General features: G+C 70.7%; 18 protein-coding genes, 1 pseudogene and 1 riboswitch. Of the genes and pseudogenes, 6 read left to right on the top strand and 13 right to left on the bottom strand.

The window, feature by feature from the left end; genetic code table 11:
* Positions 1–83: 83 nt before the first annotated feature.
* From AB0I49_RS23415 to AB0I49_RS23385, 7 genes are all read right to left on the bottom strand, one after another.
* Entirely contained in the window at positions 84–1,307 is a 1,224-nt protein-coding gene (locus AB0I49_RS23415) for a dipeptide ABC transporter ATP-binding protein (protein WP_363228984.1), read from the bottom strand.
* Between the two features lie 11 nt (positions 1,308–1,318).
* Positions 1,319–2,416, bottom strand: a complete 1,098-nt coding sequence (locus AB0I49_RS23410; RefSeq protein WP_363228983.1) for an ABC transporter ATP-binding protein — start codon at positions 2,414–2,416, stop codon at positions 1,319–1,321.
* Entirely contained in the window at positions 2,413–3,411 is a 999-nt protein-coding gene (locus AB0I49_RS23405; protein WP_363228982.1) for an ABC transporter permease, read from the bottom strand. The genes AB0I49_RS23410 and AB0I49_RS23405 overlap by 4 nt, the downstream gene beginning before the upstream one ends.
* A 127-nt stretch (positions 3,412–3,538) precedes the next feature.
* Complete coding sequence (locus AB0I49_RS23400) at positions 3,539–5,305, bottom strand: ABC transporter substrate-binding protein (RefSeq protein WP_363228981.1); 1,767 nt, start codon at positions 5,303–5,305, stop codon at positions 3,539–3,541.
* 207 nt (positions 5,306–5,512) lie between these two features.
* Positions 5,513–6,511, bottom strand: a complete 999-nt coding sequence (locus AB0I49_RS23395) for an ABC transporter permease (protein WP_363228980.1) — start codon at positions 6,509–6,511, stop codon at positions 5,513–5,515.
* Positions 6,512–6,805: 294 nt separating this feature from the next.
* The gene (locus AB0I49_RS23390) at positions 6,806–7,564 is read right to left on the bottom strand and encodes an enhanced serine sensitivity protein SseB C-terminal domain-containing protein (protein WP_363229089.1); all 759 of its coding nucleotides are present in this window, start codon (positions 7,562–7,564) and stop codon (positions 6,806–6,808) included.
* A gap of 220 nt (positions 7,565–7,784) precedes the next feature.
* Positions 7,785–8,552: an enhanced serine sensitivity protein SseB gene (locus tag AB0I49_RS23385; protein WP_363228979.1), complete on the bottom strand. Its 768-nt coding sequence runs from the start codon at positions 8,550–8,552 to the stop codon at positions 7,785–7,787.
* A 219-nt stretch (positions 8,553–8,771) separates the two neighbouring features.
* On the opposite strand from AB0I49_RS23385, the gene AB0I49_RS23380 reads away from it, so the two are divergent.
* Positions 8,772–9,629, top strand: a complete 858-nt coding sequence (locus AB0I49_RS23380; RefSeq protein WP_363228978.1) for a hypothetical protein — start codon at positions 8,772–8,774, stop codon at positions 9,627–9,629.
* 128 nt (positions 9,630–9,757) lie between these two features.
* Here the strand turns inward: AB0I49_RS23380 and AB0I49_RS23375 are convergent, their stop codons facing one another.
* The gene (locus AB0I49_RS23375) at positions 9,758–10,417 is read right to left on the bottom strand and encodes an AAA family ATPase (protein ID WP_363228977.1); all 660 of its coding nucleotides are present in this window, start codon (positions 10,415–10,417) and stop codon (positions 9,758–9,760) included.
* 234 nt (positions 10,418–10,651) lie between these two features.
* Positions 10,652–10,751, top strand: a riboswitch (glycine riboswitch).
* A 171-nt stretch (positions 10,752–10,922) separates the two neighbouring features.
* On the opposite strand from AB0I49_RS23375, the gene gcvT reads away from it, so the two are divergent.
* The 4 genes from gcvT (at position 10,923) to AB0I49_RS23355 (ending at position 15,498) form a co-directional block, all read left to right on the top strand.
* Positions 10,923–12,047: a glycine cleavage system aminomethyltransferase GcvT gene (gcvT, locus tag AB0I49_RS23370; protein ID WP_363228976.1), complete on the top strand. Its 1,125-nt coding sequence runs from the start codon at positions 10,923–10,925 to the stop codon at positions 12,045–12,047.
* 169 nt (positions 12,048–12,216) lie between these two features.
* Positions 12,217–12,591, top strand: a complete 375-nt coding sequence (gcvH, locus tag AB0I49_RS23365) for a glycine cleavage system protein GcvH (RefSeq protein WP_363228975.1) — start codon at positions 12,217–12,219, stop codon at positions 12,589–12,591.
* A 66-nt stretch (positions 12,592–12,657) separates the two neighbouring features.
* Positions 12,658–13,926 (top strand): serine hydroxymethyltransferase, encoded by a 1,269-nt coding sequence (glyA, locus tag AB0I49_RS23360; RefSeq protein ID WP_363228974.1) that lies wholly within the window; start codon positions 12,658–12,660, stop codon positions 13,924–13,926.
* 189 nt (positions 13,927–14,115) lie between these two features.
* Complete coding sequence (locus AB0I49_RS23355; protein WP_363228973.1) at positions 14,116–15,498, top strand: L-serine ammonia-lyase; 1,383 nt, start codon at positions 14,116–14,118, stop codon at positions 15,496–15,498.
* Positions 15,499–15,596: 98 nt separating this feature from the next.
* Here the strand turns inward: AB0I49_RS23355 and AB0I49_RS23350 are convergent.
* The 5 genes and pseudogenes from AB0I49_RS23350 to AB0I49_RS23330 form a co-directional block, all read right to left on the bottom strand.
* Positions 15,597–15,767 (bottom strand): annotated as a pseudogene (locus AB0I49_RS23350) (nuclear transport factor 2 family protein); the annotation flags it as partial.
* Positions 15,768–15,881: 114 nt separating this feature from the next.
* Positions 15,882–16,634, bottom strand: a complete 753-nt coding sequence (locus AB0I49_RS23345) for an SDR family oxidoreductase (protein WP_363228972.1) — start codon at positions 16,632–16,634, stop codon at positions 15,882–15,884.
* 115 nt (positions 16,635–16,749) lie between these two features.
* Entirely contained in the window at positions 16,750–17,181 is a 432-nt protein-coding gene (locus AB0I49_RS23340; RefSeq protein WP_363228971.1) for an Rrf2 family transcriptional regulator, read from the bottom strand.
* 436 nt (positions 17,182–17,617) lie between these two features.
* Positions 17,618–18,346, bottom strand: a complete 729-nt coding sequence (locus AB0I49_RS23335) for a type 1 glutamine amidotransferase domain-containing protein (RefSeq protein WP_363229088.1) — start codon at positions 18,344–18,346, stop codon at positions 17,618–17,620.
* Between the two features lie 8 nt (positions 18,347–18,354).
* The gene (locus tag AB0I49_RS23330) at positions 18,355–18,552 is read right to left on the bottom strand and encodes a hypothetical protein (RefSeq protein WP_363228970.1); all 198 of its coding nucleotides are present in this window, start codon (positions 18,550–18,552) and stop codon (positions 18,355–18,357) included.
* A gap of 119 nt (positions 18,553–18,671) precedes the next feature.
* On the opposite strand from AB0I49_RS23330, the gene AB0I49_RS23325 reads away from it, so the two are divergent.
* Positions 18,672–19,586, top strand: coding sequence for a helix-turn-helix transcriptional regulator (locus tag AB0I49_RS23325; protein ID WP_363228969.1), 915 nt, complete (start codon positions 18,672–18,674; stop codon positions 19,584–19,586).
* Positions 19,587–19,702: the final 116 nt, after the last annotated feature.

Here is a 19,702-nt window from a genome sequence, read left to right as displayed (position 1 = left end):
TTGTCATGAATGACAAGGCAGTTGAAGGGGCAGGGCCGCTGAAGCCCCGCCCCCTCCTTCGCCGCCGGCTACTTCGGCGCCGCCTACTCCGACTCCCCCTCCTTCGGAGTCGACGAACCCTTCGGACTCGCCGAGCCCTTCTGAGTCGACGAACCCTTCGAGGCCGCCGACCCCTTCGAGGTCGCCGCGCCCTTCGAGGCCGCCGAACCCTTCGAGGTCGTCGAAGAGACCGCGTCCGACGCCGAGGCCAGCTTGCCGGTGCTGCCCGGCGCCTGGTCCGGGGCGTTCTCCGGGTGGTGGCAGGCCACCCGGTGGCCCGTCTTGAGCGCCAGCAGCGGCGGCTCCTCCGAGGCGCAGATGTCCGTGGCCTTCCAGCACCGGGTGCGGAACCGGCAGCCGGACGGCGGGTTGATCGGCGAGGGCACGTCGCCCTTGAGGAGGATGCGCCCGCTCTTGGCCGACTTCCGCCGCGGGTCCGGCACCGGCACGGCGGACAGCAGGGCGGTCGTGTAGGGGTGCATCGGCGACTCGTACAGCGACTTGCGGTCGGTCAGCTCCACGATCTTGCCGAGGTACATGACCGCGATCCGGTCCGAGACGTGCCGGATCACCGAGAGGTCGTGGGCGATGATCACGTACGTCAGGCCCAGCTCCTGCTGGAGGTCGTCCAGGAGGTTGACGACCTGCGCCTGGATGGAGACGTCCAGGGCGGAGACCGGTTCGTCGGCGACGACCAGCTTGGGGCTGAGCGCGAGCGCGCGGGCGATGCCGATGCGCTGGCGCTGGCCGCCGGAGAATTCGTGCGGATAGCGGTTGTAGTGCTCGGGGTTGAGGCCGACGCGCTCCAGCGTCGCCTGGACCGCCTGCTTGACGCCGCCCTCCGGGGTGATGCCCTGGAGCTTGTACGGCGCGCTGACGATCGTGCCGACGGTGTGGCGCGGGTTCAGCGAGGAGTACGGGTCCTGGAAGATCATCTGCACGTCGCGGCGCATCGGGCGCATGGCGCCGACGCCGAGGTGCGTGATGTCCTTGCCCTCGAACTCGATCTTGCCGCCGGTGGGTTCGAGCAGCCGGGTGATCAGCCGGCCCATGGTCGACTTGCCGCAGCCCGACTCGCCCACCACGCCCAGGGTCTCGCCCGGCAGCACGTCGAAGGTGAGCCCGTCCACGGCCTGCACCGCGCCGACCTGGCGGCGCAGCAGCCCCTTGGTGATCGGGAAGTGCTTGACCAGGCCCTCGACCTTGAGCAGCGGCTCCGCGGAGGGGTCCGCCTTCGGCTTCGGGGTCGTCAGCTCTTTTTCCGGCACGGCGTCGTCCTTCACAGCTTGGGCGCAATCTCTTCGGTCCAGATCCGCGTCCGCTCTTCCTGCGACATGTGGCAGGCCGAGAGGTGCCCCTCGGCGACCTGCCGCAGCTCCGGCCGCTCGGTGCGGGTGATGCCGTCCTTGGGGACGTCCGCGTACGGGCAGCGCGGGTTGAAGGCGCAGCCGGAGGGCACGTTGATGAGGCTGGGCGGGGAGCCCTTCACCGGGATCAGCCGTTCGGTCTGGTCGCGGTCGATGCGCGGCATCGAGCCGAGCAGCCCCCAGGTGTAGGGGTGCTGCGGCTCGTAGAAGACCTTCTCGGCGGGGCCGCGCTCCACGCACCGGCCGCCGTACATCACGAGGATGTCGTCGGCCAGCTCGGCGACCACGCCGAGGTCGTGGGTGATGATGATGACCGCGGAGCCGAACTCCTTCTGGAGGTCGCGGATGAGGTCGAGGATCTGCGCCTGGACGGTGACGTCGAGGGCGGTCGTCGGCTCGTCGGCGATGAGCAGTTCGGGGTTGTTGACGAGCGCCATCGCGATCATCGCGCGCTGCCGCATGCCGCCGGAGAACTGGTGCGGGTAGTCGTCGACCCGCTTGTCGGGCTGCGGGATGCCGACCCGGTCGAGCAGTTCGACGGCGCGCTTGCGGGCGGTCTTCTTGTCGACGTCGTTGTGGACCCGGTACGCCTCGACGATCTGCTGGCCGACGGTGTAGTAGGGGTGCATCGCGGACAGCGGGTCCTGGAAGATCATCGCCATCTCGCGGCCGCGCAGCCGCCGCACCTCGTCCGGGTCGGCGGTCAGCAGCTCCTTGCCGTCGAGCCACAGCTCGCCGGAGATCCGGGCCTTGCCGCGCCCGTACTGGCCGACGGTGTGCAGGCCCATGATGCCCAGCGAGGTCACCGACTTGCCGGAGCCGGACTCGCCGACGATGCCGAGGGTCTTGCCCCGCTCCAGCTGGAAGGAGAGCCCGTCGACGGACTTGACGATGCCGTCCTCGGTCGGGAAGTGGATGCGCAGGTCGCGCACTTCGAGGAAGGCGCTGGGGGCGGCGGAGGCGGGTACGGGCTCGCCGACGGCGCCGCTCCTGGTCAGGTCGTCGCTCACGTGAGCCTCACTCGCGGGTCGATCACGGCGTACAGCAGGTCCACGACGAGGTTGGCGATGACCACGGCGGAGGCCGCGATGAGCGTCACGCCGAGGATCAGCGGCAGGTCCTTGTCGCTGATCGCCTTCACCGCGGCCTGGCCGAGGCCGGGCAGGTTGAAGGTGGTCTCGGTGAGGACCGCGCCGCCGAGTACGGCGCCGAGGTCCAGGCCGAGGATGGTGAGGATCGGCGTCATCGTGGAGCGGAGCGCGTGCTTGCCGATGACCACGGGTTCCCGCAGGCCCTTGGCGCGGGCGGTGCGGATGTAGTCCTCGCCGAGGATTTCCAGCATGGTGGCTCTGGTGAGCCGGGCGTACATGGCGGCGTAGAGGAACGCCAGGGTGACCCAGGGCAGGATCATCTCGCGGAACCACGTCAGCGGGTCGTCGGCGAGGGGCGTGTAGTCGCCCTTCACCCAGCCCAGCCCGTACGAGAAGATCGCCAGCGACACCAGGCCGGTGAAGTAGATGGGCAGCGAGACGCCGGCGAGGGCGACGGTCATGGCCGAGCGGTCCACGGCGGTGCCCCGCTTGAGCGCGGAGAGGATGCCGGTGGCGACGCCGCCCAGCAGCCAGAGCACGCAGGCGCCGGCGGCGAGCTGCATGGTGACGGGCAGGCGGTCCTGGAGCACCGGCCAGATGGCCTGCTCGGTGCGGAAGGAGTAGCCGAAGCAGGGCGCGGCGCAGTGCACGACGTCACCGTCGCTGGTGTAGTCGCGGCCCGCGAAGATGCCGCTGACGAAGTGCCAGAACTGCACGAAGATCGGGTCGCTGAGACCGAGCTTCTGCCGAATGCCCTCGATGGCCGCGGGGTCCGCCTGCTTGCCCACGAAGAGCGTGGCGGGGTCGGTTCCGGTGAGCTTCGGAACCGCGAAGAAAATGCCGAAGGTCACCAGGATGACCACCAGCAACATCACGATGACGGCGATCAGCCGCCGGACGATATAAGCGAACACTGCGGTCGGCCGGCGGTGGCCCGGGGCCCCTCCTCCCGACGGTCGGAGGGGTTCCCGGACCACCACGCGCGGCCCTCACCTGCCCTTCGGGCCTAGCGGCGGGTGTGCCGGTGGAGCGGACGGACGATCACTTGGTAACGCCCAGCGAGGCGTAGTCGTAGCGGCCGTTGTAGGCGTCCGCCGTGTAGACGTTGGTCACTCGCGAGGAGCGCCAGATGACGTTCTTCTCGTAGGTGAACGGCAGGTACCAGGCGTCGTTCATGACCTTCTCGTTGGCCTTGCCGTAGAACTCGGCGGCCTTGTTCGGGTCGGTCTCGGCGTTGCCCTGGTCGAAGAGCTTGTTGACCTCGGCGTCGTCCAGCAGGGGGTAGTTCTGGTTACCGGTCGGCTGGATGAACTTGCCGTCGGAGATGGGCTGGAGGAAGCCCTGGCCGCTGGGGAAGTCGGAGCCCCAGCCCTGGATGATGATGCCGTAGTTCTTGCGCTTGACGTTCGCGGGGGAGCCGATGATGCCCGCGTACTGGGCGCCGTCGTACTCGTCGATCTGGGCCTTGATGCCGACCTTGGCCAGCGACGCCTGGAGCGACGTGGCGGTGGCGACCTCCGGCGGCTTGTTGTTGCGCACCGCGATCGTGGTGGCGAAGCCGTTCGGCTGGTCGCACTGCTTCAGCTCGTCCTTGGCCTTGGCCAGGTCCGGCTTGCCCGCTTTGATGTTGTACGGGTCGAACTTCGCGTCGTAGCCCTTGACCGCCGGCGGCAGCATGCTGGTGCCGAGGTCGCCGCCGGCCATCGGGCCGCCGCGCGCGGTCTGCAGCGAGGTGTGGTCGGCCGCGTAGATGACCGCCTTGCGGCAGTGGATGTTGTCGAACGGCTTGACCGTCTTGGGGAACGCCGCGTAGCGGATAAAACCGGTCTGCGGGTTGTCGACATTGGCCTTGTGCGCCTGCAGCGCCTTCTGGCGGCCCGCCGAGCCCATGCCCGTGGCGTTGATGTCGATGTCGTACTCGCCGGAGATGAGCTTGTTGTCCATGTCGTCGGCGTTGGTGGTGATCTTGACCGAGACCTTGTCCGGCAGCGCCTTGCGGACGGAGTCGGAGGACTGCTTCCACTTGTCGTTGCGGACCAGCTCGACGCCCTTGTTCGGGGTGTACGACTGGAACTTGTACGGGCCGTTGGAGAACGGCTTGAGGCCGTACTTCTCGCCGGTGTCCTTGTCCTGGCGGACCGGGGCGGCGGCGGGCAGCGCCAGCATCTGGAGGAAGTCGCCGTTGGGCTGCGGCAGCTTGAAGACGATGGTCTTCGCGTCCGGCGTCTCGATCTGCTTCAGGCCCAGCTTGTCCTTGCTGGTGTCCTTGTACGGGCCCTTGTAGTCCAGTTCCGGGTCGAGGACCTGCTGGACCCAGGTGGGACCGCCGGTGATCTTCTCCTTGGCCCAGGTGCGCTCGATGCCGTACTTGATGTCCTGGCTGGTGACGGGCTTGCCGTCCTCCCAGGTCAGGTCGGGGCGGAGCTTGAAGGTGTAGGTCTTCTTGTCGGCCGAGATCTGGCCGGTGTCGGTGGCCATGTCCGGGACGAGCTCGGAACTGGCCGCGCCCGGCGCGGGCTTGGGGGTGACCAGGGTGCGCGTGTAGTAGCGCGCGAAGTCCCACATGAAGCCGTAGTAGCCGCGCTGCGGGTCCCAGGAGTCGGCGTCCTGCGTGCCGATGAACTTCAGCTCGCCGCCCTTCTTGGCGGACGTGCTGGCGACCTTGCCGACGGCCGCGTTGAAGCCGGGCGCCTTGGAGCTGTCGGCAGAGCCGCCGCCCCCGCCGCAGGCGGTCGTGGAGACCAGCGCCGCGACCACGAAGGCCGATCCGGCGGCCAGTCTGCGCCTCGGAATGCGATGAGTTGTCACGTTGTCGCGACCTCCGTGAGATTCTCGGCCCGGAGCGGACCGGTGGTTCGGGGGTGAGCTCCTGGCGGAGGGCCAGTCGTGCGGTTCGCCGGAGCCGTCATGGGTGCTGCTGCGGGTGGTTCTGGTGCGTACTGCGGGGTGCTGCTGCGGGGTGCTGCTGTGGGGTTTCGTGGCCGCGAGCCTCGGCCCGGCGGCGGCGCGCGAGGGTCAGCGCGAGCCCTTCGGGTCGAGCGCGTCCCGTACGCCGTCGCCGAAGAGGTTGAAGGCCAGCACGGTGATGAAGATGGCCAGACCAGGAATGATCATGAACATGGGGTCGGACTCGTAGGTGTTCACGGCCGCGGAGAGCATCTGCCCCCAGGAGGCGGTCGGCTGCTTGACGCCCGCGCCGAGGAAGCTGAGGGCGGCCTCGGTGAGCACGTTGGTGGGGATCATCAGCGTCGCGTACACGGTGATCGGCGCCACCAGGTTGGGCAGCAGCTCACGGAAGAGGATGTACGAGCGTCCGGCGCCCAGGCTGCGCGCCGCCTCCACGTACTCGCGCTCTCTGAGCGAGAGGGTCTGGCCTCGCACGATCCGGCCCACATAGGGCCAGCCGAAGAATCCGATCACCACGATCAGCACGCCCATCCGCACGCCCGAACCGGTGAATCCCCAGATGGAGTTCGGCACCACGGAGACCAGCGCGATGATGAAGAGCAGCTGCGGGAAGGCCAGCAGGATGTCCATGACGCGGCTGATGATGGCGTCGACCCAGCCGCCGAAGTAGCCGGCGATGATGCCGAAGACCGTGCCGACGACGACGGCGACCACGGCGGCGAAGAACGCCACGAGCAGCGAGACGCGGGCGCCGTAGACCACCCGGCTGAAGACGTCGCGGCCGTTGACGGGCTCGACGCCGAAGATGAAGTCCGAATTGATGCCGCCCCAGGAGCCCTTGGGGGTGCCGAAGAGCGGGTCGATCTGGTCCTCGTGGAAGTTGTTCGGCGGATGTCCGAGCAGATCCACGATCAGCGGCGCGAACACCGCGACGAGGATGAGCAGCAGCACGACTATTCCGCCGGCCAGGGCCAGCTTGTCGCGCTTGAGCCGCACCCAGGCGATACGCCACGGGGAACGGCCCTCGATGGCTTTCGCCGGGACGCCGGCCGCGACATCGACGGCGGCGGTCTCGGCCGCGCTCGTGTCGTGCATTGGTGCCGTCATCGTCTGGGGGACCCCTCTCGACCGGCAATAGCCGGCCCACGCTGCCGCCGACGCGGCTTGGTTCACATCTGGTGCTGCGAATGGTGCTGAAGGCGCGGGAAGTTCACGCGGGGCAGGTCGTACACAGGACCGACTCTGCTTGTTTCGGGGAGTCTTCATCGGGCTCGCGATCACCCGCCAGACCTGACCGGCAATGGATGCGCAACCGTGATGTGTAGGGAGAGGTTCCGTTATACGGACAGTTGTGATCCGTGAGCGGATCAGTAACTGGGAGGACAGTTTGTCCAGTTGGTGTCAGTACGCTCCGGCCTGGCGGCCCTGCGGCGGCGGGTAGCCGTAACCGGCTGTGGGCGCGGGTGCTCCGGCGCCGTACGCGTCGCGGTCGAAGAACGGCCGCGCGTTGGCCCGCATCCACATCGCGACGGGGTCGTACTCGTCCGACATCGACACCGTCGACACCGGCAGCCCCTCCGGCACCACGCCCACCGACTGCTGCATCATCAGCCGCACCGCATCGACGGCCGGCTGGGACGTGTCGTACAGATCGAGGCCGATAGCCAGATAGGGCGCGCCCAGCGCGGGCTGCACCCAGGCCCGGCGCAGCGCCCGGACCACGGGCGTACGGTGCGCGTTCTGCCCCAGTAGGCCATAGAAATGGTCGATCTCGATGGCCGGCTCGCTCAGCCGCAGCGGACCGGCGGGCAGCCGCTCCAGGCCGCCCGCGACGCGCCGCAGGTCGAGCCAGGGGACGCCGACGCCGCCGCCCGGCGCGTGCGGATTGAGCCACAGGCCCCAGCGGTCGGGGAAGAGGGAGGCGGCGATGGCCCGGCCGCCGACCACCTCATGGGCGCGGTTCCAGCCGCTGGCGGCGAGCTCGGGGGCGGAGGTCACGCAGGGCGCGTAGCCGAGGCCGTCGATCTCCATGTTCCCGTACTGGGCGTCGGGCGAGCCGGCCCGGCCGTGCCAGAGCAGCATCCACACCTGGCCGTCGGCGAGGGCGTGCAGCAGCGCCTCGTAGGCGTCGTACCGGCCGGGCGCCACTTGGCGCAGCATCTGCTCCACGCCGCTCTCCGCGCCCGCGCTCACCTGGGTCCGCCCTTTCCCTCGGCCGTATCGGCACCGCTTCGGGGCGCGCCAGTGCGCCCCGCCGGTCATCCCACCAGCTTACGAGTCCGTACCGCCCTGCCGCGGGTCAGCGCTCGTGTCATATCCACGGCCGGTCGTCATGCGCCGGCCCCGTCGGGGAACCGCCACGTCCGCCACGGTCACGGCGTCACCGGTCACGGTCGTAGAACGGCCGGACGCGCTCGGTCAGCCACTCCCCCACCGGGTCCTGCGCGACGTCGAGGAACACCATCTGCACGGGCCAGGCGACGGGGACCGCGTGCAGCGCGCGCCCGAGGGCGTCGACGGCGGCGGCCCGGCCCTCGTCGTCGGGCAGGTCGAGTTCGACGCCGACGAACAGCGCCGGGGGCTGGGTCTCGACGCGGGCCAGGGCGCGCCGGGCGGTCCGCACCCGGCCGACGGCGGCGAACTCCAGCCCGGCGGCGGCGAGGAAGTCGACGGGCTCGTCCTGCCAGTCGGGCTCGTGGAGCCGCACCCGGCCGCCGGTGGCGGGGCCGTCCAGCGGGCCGCGCCCGGCGCGGCACAGCTCCGCGACGGCGGGCGGCGGCAGCGGCACCCCGACGGCGCCGTCGGGGTTCACCGCGATGCCGAGCTGCGGGGGCAGGCCGCGGGCGAACTCGACGGCGGGCGCGACGGTGCAGGACATCCGGTCGCCGGTCACCCTGCGGAACTGCTGCTCGGAGCTGAACACGGGGACGTACGCGCCGCCGTCGATCTCCAGCGTGGGCAGGTCCAGCTCGCGGCTCTCCGGGGAGCCGCCGTTGGGCAGCGGGATCCACAGCACGCTGCGGCCCAGCACCTCGACGATGCGCGCCCCGGCGTCCGGCACGCCGAGCGAGGCGGCCAGCACCTCTTCGAGTTCATTGGCGGGCCAGCCATGGGCCTGGGTGTGTCCGTAACTCTCCGGGATGCTCATTCCGTCCAACCGCCGTCTCGACAAAGCCGCATCCGAACCCTAACGGCTGCATGCCCCACGTTCCTCGGAGACCGCCGAATTTCTTGACGAACACCCAGGTCAGGCGGGGGCGATGGGAATTGGACGGGGGCACACTGCGGGTAGTCGGCGAGTTGCGGACCGTACCGGCCCTCCGCAGGGTGGTCGGACACCTTGCACGCACCACGAAGGGAAGCCCCTATGCGCATGCCCCGGAAGATGTCCCGGAAGACCGGCGCGGTCGTCTCGTCCGTCGTATGCGGCGCGCTGGCGTTCGGCGCCTCCGGAGCGGCCCTCGCGACCGCGCACGACGACAGTACGCACGCGGCCGGGGCGACGGCCGCGGCCCCGATCCCGGGGGCGGACGCGCTGGCGGGCCAGACGAGACTGCTGGGCGGCCTGGGCTCGGTGCTCCAGCCGGTGACGGACCTCGTCGACGCGGTGCTGAAGTCGCCGGACGGCAAACTCCCGACACCGGAGGCGGCGAAGCACGCGGAGGCGGTGAAGGAGGCCCTCGCCAAGATCACGGCGGCGGCGAAGGCGCCGACGGCATCGGCATCAACGCTTCCGAAGGCGCCGGAGGCGCCGGTCGCGCCGAGCGCGCCCGAGGTGCCGAAGACGCCGGTGGACCCGGCCTCGCCCAAGACACCCAAGACACAGCAGACGCAGAAGACGCAGAAGCAACAGACATCAGAGCTTCCGAAGGCGCCGGAGGCGTCCGCCCCGCCCGTCGACCCGACGAACGCCAAGGCGCCGGAGACGCCCGCCGCGCCGAAGGTCGCGCCGAAGGCCGGTCAGCAGGGCGCGCCGTCGCAGGCCGCTCCGAAGCCGGAGCTGGTCACGAAGGCCGTGACCGACCTCCAGGCCAAGGTCAACGCGCTGCTGAAGGCCACGACGGACGGCAGCCCGGCCGAGGTCGCGACGGCGCTCAAGACCACGCTGACCGCCACGGTGAACGTCGTGACGAGCACCCTCCTCGGCGGCGGCCTCCCCGCCCCGGACCTCCCCGGCCTCCCGAAGCTCCCGGCGGCGCCGAAGACCCCCGGCCTGCCGTCGTAGTGCGCGACGCCTGAACCGACCAGACAGTCTTTTACGGGCACCCGGCGCCGTAACCCGTCGCGGCGGGTCACCGGGGCCAAGGGCGATCGACACCCGCGCCGTGGCGCCCCGCCGATGCCGACGGCCGGTCACAGGCCCCCGGCGCCCGGCCTCGGCACCCCTTCCACCACGACTTCCACCACGCCTTCCACCACCCCTTCCACCGCCCGCCCGAAGCGGATCGTGCGTAACGCGTCCGCGGCGGGCCGGTCCAGGAGGACCGCCGAGGCCGTGCCGGCGGGCAGGCGGCCGGCTTCCAGGGCCGAGACGAGGCGCGCCACCGCCCGGCGGTGGCGCGCGAAGGCGTAGGCGGAGACCCGCCGCCCTCGCCGGGCCTGCCCGGCCACGGCGTCCGCCGCCGGCACGTCCAGGAGGAGCAGCCGCAGCGCGACGCCCCGTCGCCGCGCGTCGCGCGCCAGCCAGTGGCGGACCCAGGCGAGCGTGCCGCAGTCGTGCACGACCACGCTGGAGCCGGAGCGGAGCGCGCGCCGCAGTCCCGTGTAGTGGGAGAGGCGGACGAGCGGGCGGTAGAGCCCGTACGGCACGTACGCCGGGACGCGGTGCGCCCAGCGGTCGCGGGCGTCCTGCGAGTCGACGCGCCAGACGATGCCGCCGCGGGCGTCCAGTCCCGGCACCGCCCGCCGGATGAGGGTGGACTTGCCGCTGCCCGGCAGGCCGGAGACGACGAGCAGGTCGCCGACGGGAAATCTGAGGTCGTGCGCGGCGGCCGTGCCCCGCAGGTCCGCCACCGCGGCCGGGGGCCTGAGCCGCGGTGAGGGGCCGGGCAACGCCGGCCTCGGATACGTACGCTGCGCGTGCACGGTGATCGTCCTCCCCGGTCCGGTCACTGCGGGCTACCCGAAGAGTGTCAAGAAAAGGTAATGCGCTTCAAGGGCGGATCAAAACGATTGACCGCACGTCCGGGGGTTTACAGCGGACCGTGCCATGCGATGATGTGCCCGCAAACTGCATATCGGCCGCTCGTAGTCCGCGCGGGAGAGTCCCGGTCACGCTCCGTGCGCTGGGCGCCGAAGGAGCAAGTTCCTCCCTTGAATCTCTCAGGCCCCGTACCGCGCGGGCGAGGCAGATCTGAAAAGCGGGCCGCCGTTCCACCGGCGGCCCCACCCAAGGTGCAAGCCGAGGGGCCCGTCCGGGCCTCCCGGTGAACCTCTCAGGTTCCGATGACAGATGGGGAGGCGCGTTCTTCGTGTGCTTCTTCCAAGAACTCGCCACCGTCAGCCGGGAGCCTGAACCATGACCGATTCGTCTTCTCCGCGCCGTACCGCGCTCGACGCGACCCATCGCGCCCTCGGCGCGACCATGACCGACTTCGCGGGCTGGGACATGCCGCTGCGCTACGCGAGCGAGCGCGACGAGCACCTCGCCGTCCGCGGCCGCGCCGGCCTCTTCGACCTCTCCCACATGGGCGAGATCACGCTGACCGGCCCGCAGGCCGCCGACGCCCTCGACTACGCGCTCGTCGGCAACATCGGCAAGGTCGCCGTGGGCCGCGCCCGCTACACCATGATCTGCGACGCCGGGGGCGGCATCCTCGACGACCTGATCGTCTACCGCCTCGGCGAGCAGGAGTTCATGGTCGTCGCCAACGCCTCCAACGCCCAGGTGGTGCTGGACGCGCTGACCGAGCGCGCCGCCGGCTTCGACGTGACCGTACGGGACGACCGCGACGCCTACGCGCTGCTGGCCGTGCAGGGCCCGGAGTCCGCGGGCATCCTGAAGTCGCTCACCGACGCGGACCTGGACGGGCTGAAGTACTACGCGGGGTTGCCGGGCACGGTCGCGGGCGTGTCCGCGCTGATCGCCCGTACCGGCTACACCGGCGAGGACGGCTTCGAGCTGTTCGTCGACCCGTCCGACGCGGAGCGGCTGTGGCAGGCGCTGACCGAGGCGGGCGCGGGCGTCGGGCTCGTGCCGGCGGGGCTGTCCTGCCGGGACACGCTGCGCCTGGAGGCGGGCATGCCGCTGTACGGGCACGAGCTGACGAAGGGCACAACGCCGTTCGACGCGGGCCTGGGCCGGGTCGTGAAGTTCGAGAAGGCGGGCGACTTCGTGGGCCGGGCAGCGCTGGCCGAGGCGGCGGAGAAGGCGGAGGCGGCGCCGCCGCGGAAGCTGGTCGGGCTGGTCGCGGAGGGGCGGCGGGTGCCGCGCGCCGGGTTCTCGGTGGTGGCGGGCGACGGCTCGGTGATCGGCGAGGTGACCTCCGGGGCCCCCTCCCCCACCCTCGGCAAGCCGATCGCCATGGCGTACGTGGACGCGGCGCACGCCGAGCCCGGTACGGCCGGGGTGGGCGTGGACATCCGCGGCAGCCACGAGCCGTACGAGGTGGTCGCGCTGCCCTTCTACAAGCGCCGGCGCTGACCACCGGATCCCCAGGCGTCGGCGCCGCCCTTCCGCGGGAGCCGCCGCCGTTTCCCGGGGGATGCGGGCTCGGGCGGGAGCCGTCCCGCACGTCCGGTCCTTGCCCGCCCCGTCTCACCAGTCAAGACCCGTTGCACGAGCATTCACGCGTATCCAGGAGAATCTAGTCATGAGCAACCCCCAGCAGCTGCGTTACACCAAGGAGCACGAGTGGCTGTCGACCGCCGAGGACGGCGTCGCGACGGTCGGCATCACCGAGTTCGCGGCCAACTCGCTCGGCGATGTGGTCTTCGCCCAGCTCCCCGCGATAGGCGACACCGTCACGGCGGGCGAGACCTGCGGTGAGCTGGAGTCGACGAAGTCGGTCAGCGACCTGTACGCCCCCGTGACGGGTGAGGTCGTCGAGGCCAACCAGGACGTCGTGGACGACCCGTCGCTGGTGAACTCCGCCCCCTTCGAGGGCGGCTGGCTGTTCAAGGTGAAGATCACGGACGAGCCGGCGGAGCTGCTGTCCGCCGACGAGTACACCGCCTTCGCGGGCTAGGACGACCGTACGCCCGTACGCCCCGCACACCTTCCGCCCTCCGCCTCCGCTTCCCAGGAAGAACTCATGTCTCTGCTGAACAGCTCCCTCCATGAGCTCGACCCCGACGTCGCCGCCGCGGTCGACGCCGAACTCGACCGCCAGCAGTCCACCCTCGAAATGATCGCGTCGGAGAACTTCGCTCCGGTCGCGGTCATGGAGGCGCAGGGCTCGGTCCTCACCAACAAGTACGCCGAGGGGTACCCCGGCCGCCGCTACTACGGCGGCTGCGAGCACGTCGACGTGGTCGAGCAGATCGCGATCGACCGCATCAAGGCGCTCTTCGGCGCCGAGCACGCCAATGTGCAGCCGCACTCCGGCGCGCAGGCGAACGCCGCCGCGATGTTCGCGCTGCTCAAGCCCGGCGACACGATCATGGGGCTGAACCTCGCGCACGGCGGGCACCTGACCCACGGCATGAAGATCAACTTCTCCGGCAAGCTCTACAACGTGGTCGCGTACCACGTGGACGACGAGACCGGCCAGGTCGACATGGCCGAGGTCGAGCGGCTCGCCAAGGAGTCCAAGCCGAAGCTGATCGTGGCCGGCTGGTCCGCGTACCCGCGCCAGCTCGACTTCGCGGCGTTCCGCAAGATCGCCGACGAGATCGGCGCGTACCTGATGGTGGACATGGCCCACTTCGCCGGCCTGGTGGCCGCGGGGCTGCACCCCAACCCGGTGCCGCACGCCCACGTCGTCACCACCACCACGCACAAGACCCTCGGCGGTCCGCGCGGCGGTGTGATCCTGTCCACACAGGAGCTGGCCAAGAAGATCAACTCGGCGGTCTTCCCCGGCCAGCAGGGCGGCCCGCTGGAGCATGTGATCGCGGCCAAGGCGGTGTCCTTCAAGGTCGCGGCGACGGAGGAGTTCAAGGAGCGCCAGCAGCGCACGCTGGACGGCGCCCGCATCCTCGCCGAGCGCCTGACGCAGGCCGACGTCACCGAGCACGGCGTCTCCGTGCTGTCCGGCGGCACCGACGTGCACCTGGTCCTGGTGGACCTGCGCAACAGCGAGCTGGACGGCCAGCAGGCCGAGGACCGGCTCCACGAGGTCGGCATCACCGTCAACCGGAACGCCGTCCCGAACGACCCGCGCCCCCCGATGGTCACCTCGGGCCTGCGGATCGGCACCCCGGCGCTGGCCACCCGCGGCTTCGGCGCCGAGGACTTCACCGAGGTCGCGGACATCATCGCCGAGGCGCTCAAGCCGTCCTACGACGCGACGGCGCTGCGCGGCCGGGTCACCGCCCTCGCCGCGAAGCACCCGCTGTACCCGGGCCTGAAGTCCGAGTGAAGTAGCCGATTCACCCGCGAGTACGGGGCACCGCGCACACTGGACACAGAACAGTGCACCGGTGCCCCGTCCCATGCGCCCCGTCACGGCGCAGCACCAGCGCCGCACGGCGCCCCTCACCAGGGCGCCAGCCGCGGCCACAGCAGTGCCCCGCACCACCCACCACGAGCAGACAAGGGGTCCGCCACCGTGGCCATCTCCGTCTTCGATCTCTTCTCCATCGGCATCGGCCCGTCCTCCTCCCATACGGTCGGCCCCATGCGCGCGGCCCGGATGTTCGCGCGCCGGCTCAAGAACGAAGGCGTGCTCGCCCACACCACGTCGGTACGGGCCGAACTCTTCGGCTCCCTCGGCGCGACCGGGCACGGACACGGCACCCCCAAGGCCGTACTCCTCGGTCTGGAGGGGAACTCCCCGCGCAGCGTGAACGTCGAGACCGCGGACGACGAGGTCGACCGCATCCGGCGGACCAAGCGGCTGCGGCTGCTCGGCGCGGAGATCGGCGACGCCCACGAGATCGACTTCGACGAGCCGAACCAGCTGATCCTGCACCGCCGCCGCTCACTGCCGTACCACGCCAACGGCATGACCCTCTTCGCGTACGACGAGGACGGCCTGCCGCTGCTGGAGAAGACCTACTACTCGGTGGGCGGCGGCTTCGTCGTGGACGAGGACGCGGTCGGCGAGGACCGCATCAAGCTCGACGACACCGTGCTGAAGTATCCTTTCCGCACTGGTGACGAGCTGATGCGCCGCTCCCAGGAGACGGGCCTGTCGATATCGGCCCTGATGCTGGAGAACGAGAAGGCGTGGCGCACCGAGGACGAGATCCGCGCCGGTCTGCTGGAGATCTGGGGCGTCATGCAGGCGTGCGTCTCACGCGGCATGTCCCGCGAGGGCATCCTGCCGGGCGGCCTCAAGGTCCGCCGCCGCGCCGCCCACTCCGCCCGCCAACTGCGCGCCGAGGGCGAACCGGCGGCCCGCGCCATGGAGTGGACCACCCTCTACGCCATGGCCGTCAACGAGGAGAACGCCGCGGGCGGCCGCGTCGTCACCGCCCCCACCAACGGCGCCGCCGGCATCATCCCCGCCGTCCTGCACTACTACATGAACTTCGTGCCCGGCGCGGACGAGGACGGCGTCGTCCGCTTCCTCCTCGCCGCCGGCGCCATCGGCATGCTCTTCAAGGAGAACGCCTCCATCTCCGGCGCCGAGGTCGGCTGCCAGGGCGAGGTCGGCTCCGCCTGCTCCATGGCCGCCGGCGGCCTCGCCGAGGTCCTCGGCGGCTCCCCCGAACAGGTCGAGAACGCCGCCGAAATCGGCATGGAACACAACCTCGGCCTCACCTGCGACCCGGTCGGCGGCCTCGTCCAGATCCCCTGCATCGAACGCAACGGCATGGCCGCCGTCAAGGCCGTCACCGCCGCCCGCATGGCCCTCCGCGGCGACGGCCGCCACCACGTCTCCCTCGACAAGGTCATCAAGACCATGAAGGAGACGGGCGCCGACATGAAGGTCAAATACAAGGAGACGGCTCGGGGCGGGCTGGCGGTGAATGTCATTGAGTGCTGAGCGCTGGGTGCTGAGAGAGAGCTGAGTGCTGCGCGCTGGTCCCCGCAAGGCGCCGGTCGCCGTGCGCCCCGGGCCGCGGGGTCCTGAGTCCTCTCCGCTCAGGCGGCGTCGGACGCCTCCGCGACCGTCAGCGTGTCCTCGTACAGGTGCATGCGGACGATCTGGTTGTTCTCGACCGTCAGGTGCATGGCCGCCGGTGTGGTGAATTGCTTCGCGCTGGTCGCGGCGGTGTGTGTGAAGACCGCCAGCAGCATGACGTCACCACCGTCGCCCCTGCCCCTGCCCTTGTCCTTGTCCTTTGTGTTTTCGTCGTGCGCATGAGGTGTGCCGGTCGGGCCTCGGCCCTGGCGCAGGGAGCGCGTCCCGCGTCGTCGATGCGGCGCCTATAGCTGTGTGGTTCCGCCGTCGACGAACAGTTCCGCGCCGGTGGTGAAAGTGCTCTGGCCGCCGGCCAGGTAGAGGGCGGTGGCGGCGACCTCGTCGGGGTGGCCGGCGCGGCCGAGTGGGGTCAGTGGGGCGGACTCGTCCGCGGTGGGCCGAGCGTGGGGCGGGAAAGCGGCGAACAGATCGGCCAAGCCCGGGGTTTCCACAGGTCCGGGGGTGAGGGCGTTGACGCGGATTCCGCGGTCGGCCAGTTCCGCGGCCCAGGTGCGGGCGAGGCTGCGGATCGCGGCCTTGGTGGCGGCGTAGACGCTCAGGCCCGGGGTGGCCCGCAGAGCCGAGCTGGAGGAGAGCAGGATCACCGAGGCGCCGGCCGTCAGCAGCGGCAGCGCCTTCTGGACAGTGAAGACCGTGCCCTTGAAGTTGATCGAGGCAATGCGGTCGTACTCCTCCTCGGTGATCGCGCCGAGCGGGCCGTACTCCCCGACCCCGGCGTTGGCCGCGACGATGTCCAGGCGGCCGCTGCGGTTCGCGATCTCGGCGAAGAGCCGGTCAAGATCGCCGAGGTCCGCGGTATCGCCCTGGACTGCGATGCCGCGGGCGCCGACCTGCGCGACGGCGGCGTCCAGCGCGGCCTTGCGGCGCCCGGTCAGGTAGACGGTCGCGCCCTCGGCGGCGAAACGGCGGGCGATCGCCAGTCCGATGCCGCTGGACGCGCCGGTGACGAGAGCGGTCTTGCCGTCCAGTTGTCCCATGAGACTCTCCGATTCCTTGAAGTAACTATTTCAGTTACGTCTACGAGCGCAAAACACGATCCCCCTCGATTGGGGCAAAGTCGGGGAAAAGTCGGGGGAAATCGACGGTTCGAGGTCAGGCGGCTTTCAAGATGTCCCGCAACACGTCCTCCAGCGTGGTCTTGGCCAACTCCCTGCGCAGGGCGGCCTCCACGTCCTCGTACACGGCGGTCATCGCCGGCCCGATGCCGTGGCCCACGACGCACTCGGGGTTCGGTGTCGCCCGGTGCAGGGCGAAGACCGGCCCCGGTTCGATCGCCTGATAGACGTCGAGCAGGGTGATCGCCGCCAGGTCACGCGCGAGCGTCCAGCCCGCCCCCGCTCCCCGCCGCGAATCGGCCAGACCGGCCTTGCGCAGCTCGGACAGCAGGCGGCGGATCACCACCGGGTTGGTGTTGACGCTCGTCGCGATCTGCTCGGAGGTGGCGACCTCGTGACCGCGCCGCTGATACAGCCCGATCCAGGTCAGGGCGTGTGCCGCGATGGTCAGCCTGCTGTTGGCGCTCACGTCCGGTTCCGCCTCCCCCCGCTTCTCGACCTCTGTCGTAACGCTAACTGTTACAACCGCGTGCGGCAAGTTCCGCGGAGCCGGCCGGACCGAACCGGCCTCGTCAGCCCGCCCGGCGCGTGTGCCTGATTTTCTTCACCCGCGGCGAGACGGACCCGGGGCGGTCGCCTGCGCAGACGGGGTACGGCTGACTTTGAGCGCCCCGGCGCCGTTCACCCCCGACCCGGAGGACCCGGCGGGGTCGGCTGAGGTGCGGGGCGCGTCCGCGATGCATCCCCGTACGCGCTCGAAACCCGCTTCCGCCTGCTGCCGCAGCCCTTGGTTCCGTAGCAGTTCGCCCCACGCCCGGGCGGCGCAGCGCAGCAGCCCAACCCACGGCGGCCGGGGCCCAAAGCCGCGCCGGTCGGCCGCCGCGGCCCGAACTCTCCGTTCTCGCTCACCGAGACGCGGCTGCCCCCCGAGCGCGGCGATCGAGTGCGGCGATCATGTTCTCGGCCATCCGGGTGCTGGAGGCGGGGTTCTGACCGGTGAACAGGTTGCCGTCGCAGACGGTGTACTCCTCGTAGGCCGCACCCCCGCTGTGGATCGCGCCCATCTCCCGCAGACGGGAGGCGAGCAGCCACGGAGCTCCCTCGGCGGTGCCGAACATGCGCTCTTCCTCGTCGGTGAACGCCGTCATCCTGCGGCCGGCGAAGAGCCAGCCGCCGTCCGCCTCCTTGGCGCGCAGCAGGGCGGCCGGTCCGTGGCAGACAGCGCCGATGAGCTTCCCGTCCTTGTCCGCGCGGGCCAGCAGCCTGCCCAGGTCGGCGTCCTCGAAGAGATCGACGACCGGGCCGTGGCCACCGGGCAGCACCACCGCGACGTAGTCGTCGATGTCGACCTCGTCGAGCTTGAGCAGCGGACCGAACGCCTTCAGCGCCTGCTGGGCGTGGTCCACGTAGCGGCCGCAGTCCTCCCCGGCGACCGCCGGGTCGGCGCTGTGCTCGTCCAGCGGCTGCAGCACCCCGCCCGGAGAGGCGAAGTCGACCGCGTAACCGGCCTCCTCGAACTTCGCGTGCGGAGCGGCCAGTTCCTCGGCCCAGTAGCCCGTCGGGTACTTCGACCCGTCGGTGCGCTCCCAGACGGCAGCAGCCGACATGACGATCAGGACCTTGCCCTTGCTCATGCCCTTGCTCATGAGTGTTTCCCTTCCTCGTACGTCAGGACCTGCATCGGCCCCTCCATCAGGACCTCCATCAGGACCTGCACCAGGACCTCCACCAGGCCGTCCGCCAGGAGCTGTCCCAGGACCTCCACCAGGCCGTCCGCCAGGAGCTGTCCCAGGACCTCCACCAGGCCGTCCGCCAGGAGCTGTCCCAGGACCTGCACCAAGACTCGCCCGCCGCGAGCCGCCGTCGGCGCGCATATCGCGCCCTGTGGAACCGAGGACCCGGCGACCTAGGACTCGCAGGTCCATGCGGTGACCACCGCCGCGCGCGAGACTGAGACGCGTGGCTGAGAACAACCGTGAACTGAGAGCCTTCCTGCGCCGGGCGCGCGGCCAGGTCGATCCGGAGCAGGCCGGTCTCCCGCCCGACGATCGCGTACGCCGCGTGCCGGGCCTGCGCCGCGAGGAGGTCGCCCTCCTGGCCGGGGTGTCGACCGACTACTACGCCCGGCTCGAACAGGGCCGCCCCATCTCCCCCTCCCCCGGCGTCGTCGACGCGCTGTGCCGCGCCTTGAACCTCGACGCCGCGGGACGCGCGTATCTGGAACAGCTCACCGGGGTGAGGGCCGCTCCCGCCCGGCGGCGCGGCCACGGTGTCCAGCGCCTCCGCCCCGGGCTCCGCCAGCTCGTCGATGCGCTCGACGGCGAGCCGGCGCTCGTACTGGGCCGCCGCAGCGACGTCCTGGCCGTCAACCGCATGGGCAAGGCGCTCTTCGCCGACTTCGACGAGATCCCGCCACGGCAGCGCAACTACGCCCGCTGGCTCCTTCTGAGCGAGGAGGCGCACGCGCTGTTCGTCGACTGGGAGGACCAGGCCCGTGCGACGGTGGAGAGCCTGCGCCTTGAGGTCAGCCGGGATCCGGACGACCGGGCCACGACCGCTCTCATCGAGGAGCTGCGCGAGGAGAGCCCGGACTTCAACCACTGGTGGCGCCAGCACAGCGTCCACCAGCGCACCTACGGATCCAAGCGCCTCCGCCACCCTCTGGTCGGCGAACTGACCGTGCAGTACGAAACGCTGACCCCGCCCGGAGACCCCGACACGAGCCTCTACGTCTACACCGTGCAACCGGACTCGCCGTCCAGGCGGGCGCTCGACCTCCTGATCAGTTCTGTGCAGGCAGCTCCAGCTCCCCCGGCCGGGAACCCGCCGCCGCCCCTCCACCGGTCGTCGGCTCCGACGGCCCGCGACCGCTGAGCACACCGCCGGGCGGCGAGCCGAACGACGAGCCGGACGACGAGTTGGTCGGCCGGCGTGGGGGATCGCGCCCGCGCTCCGTCCCCTCCTCCACCCCCTCTCCTCCGCCCCCGCTC

Origin of the sequence: Streptomyces sp. NPDC050617 (genome assembly GCF_040654795.1) — a bacterium.
Lineage (GTDB): Bacteria > Actinomycetota > Actinomycetes > Streptomycetales > Streptomycetaceae > Streptomyces.
The sequence above is the reverse complement of the archived record's forward strand: the minus strand, read 5'-3'. Positions and strand labels throughout refer to the sequence as shown.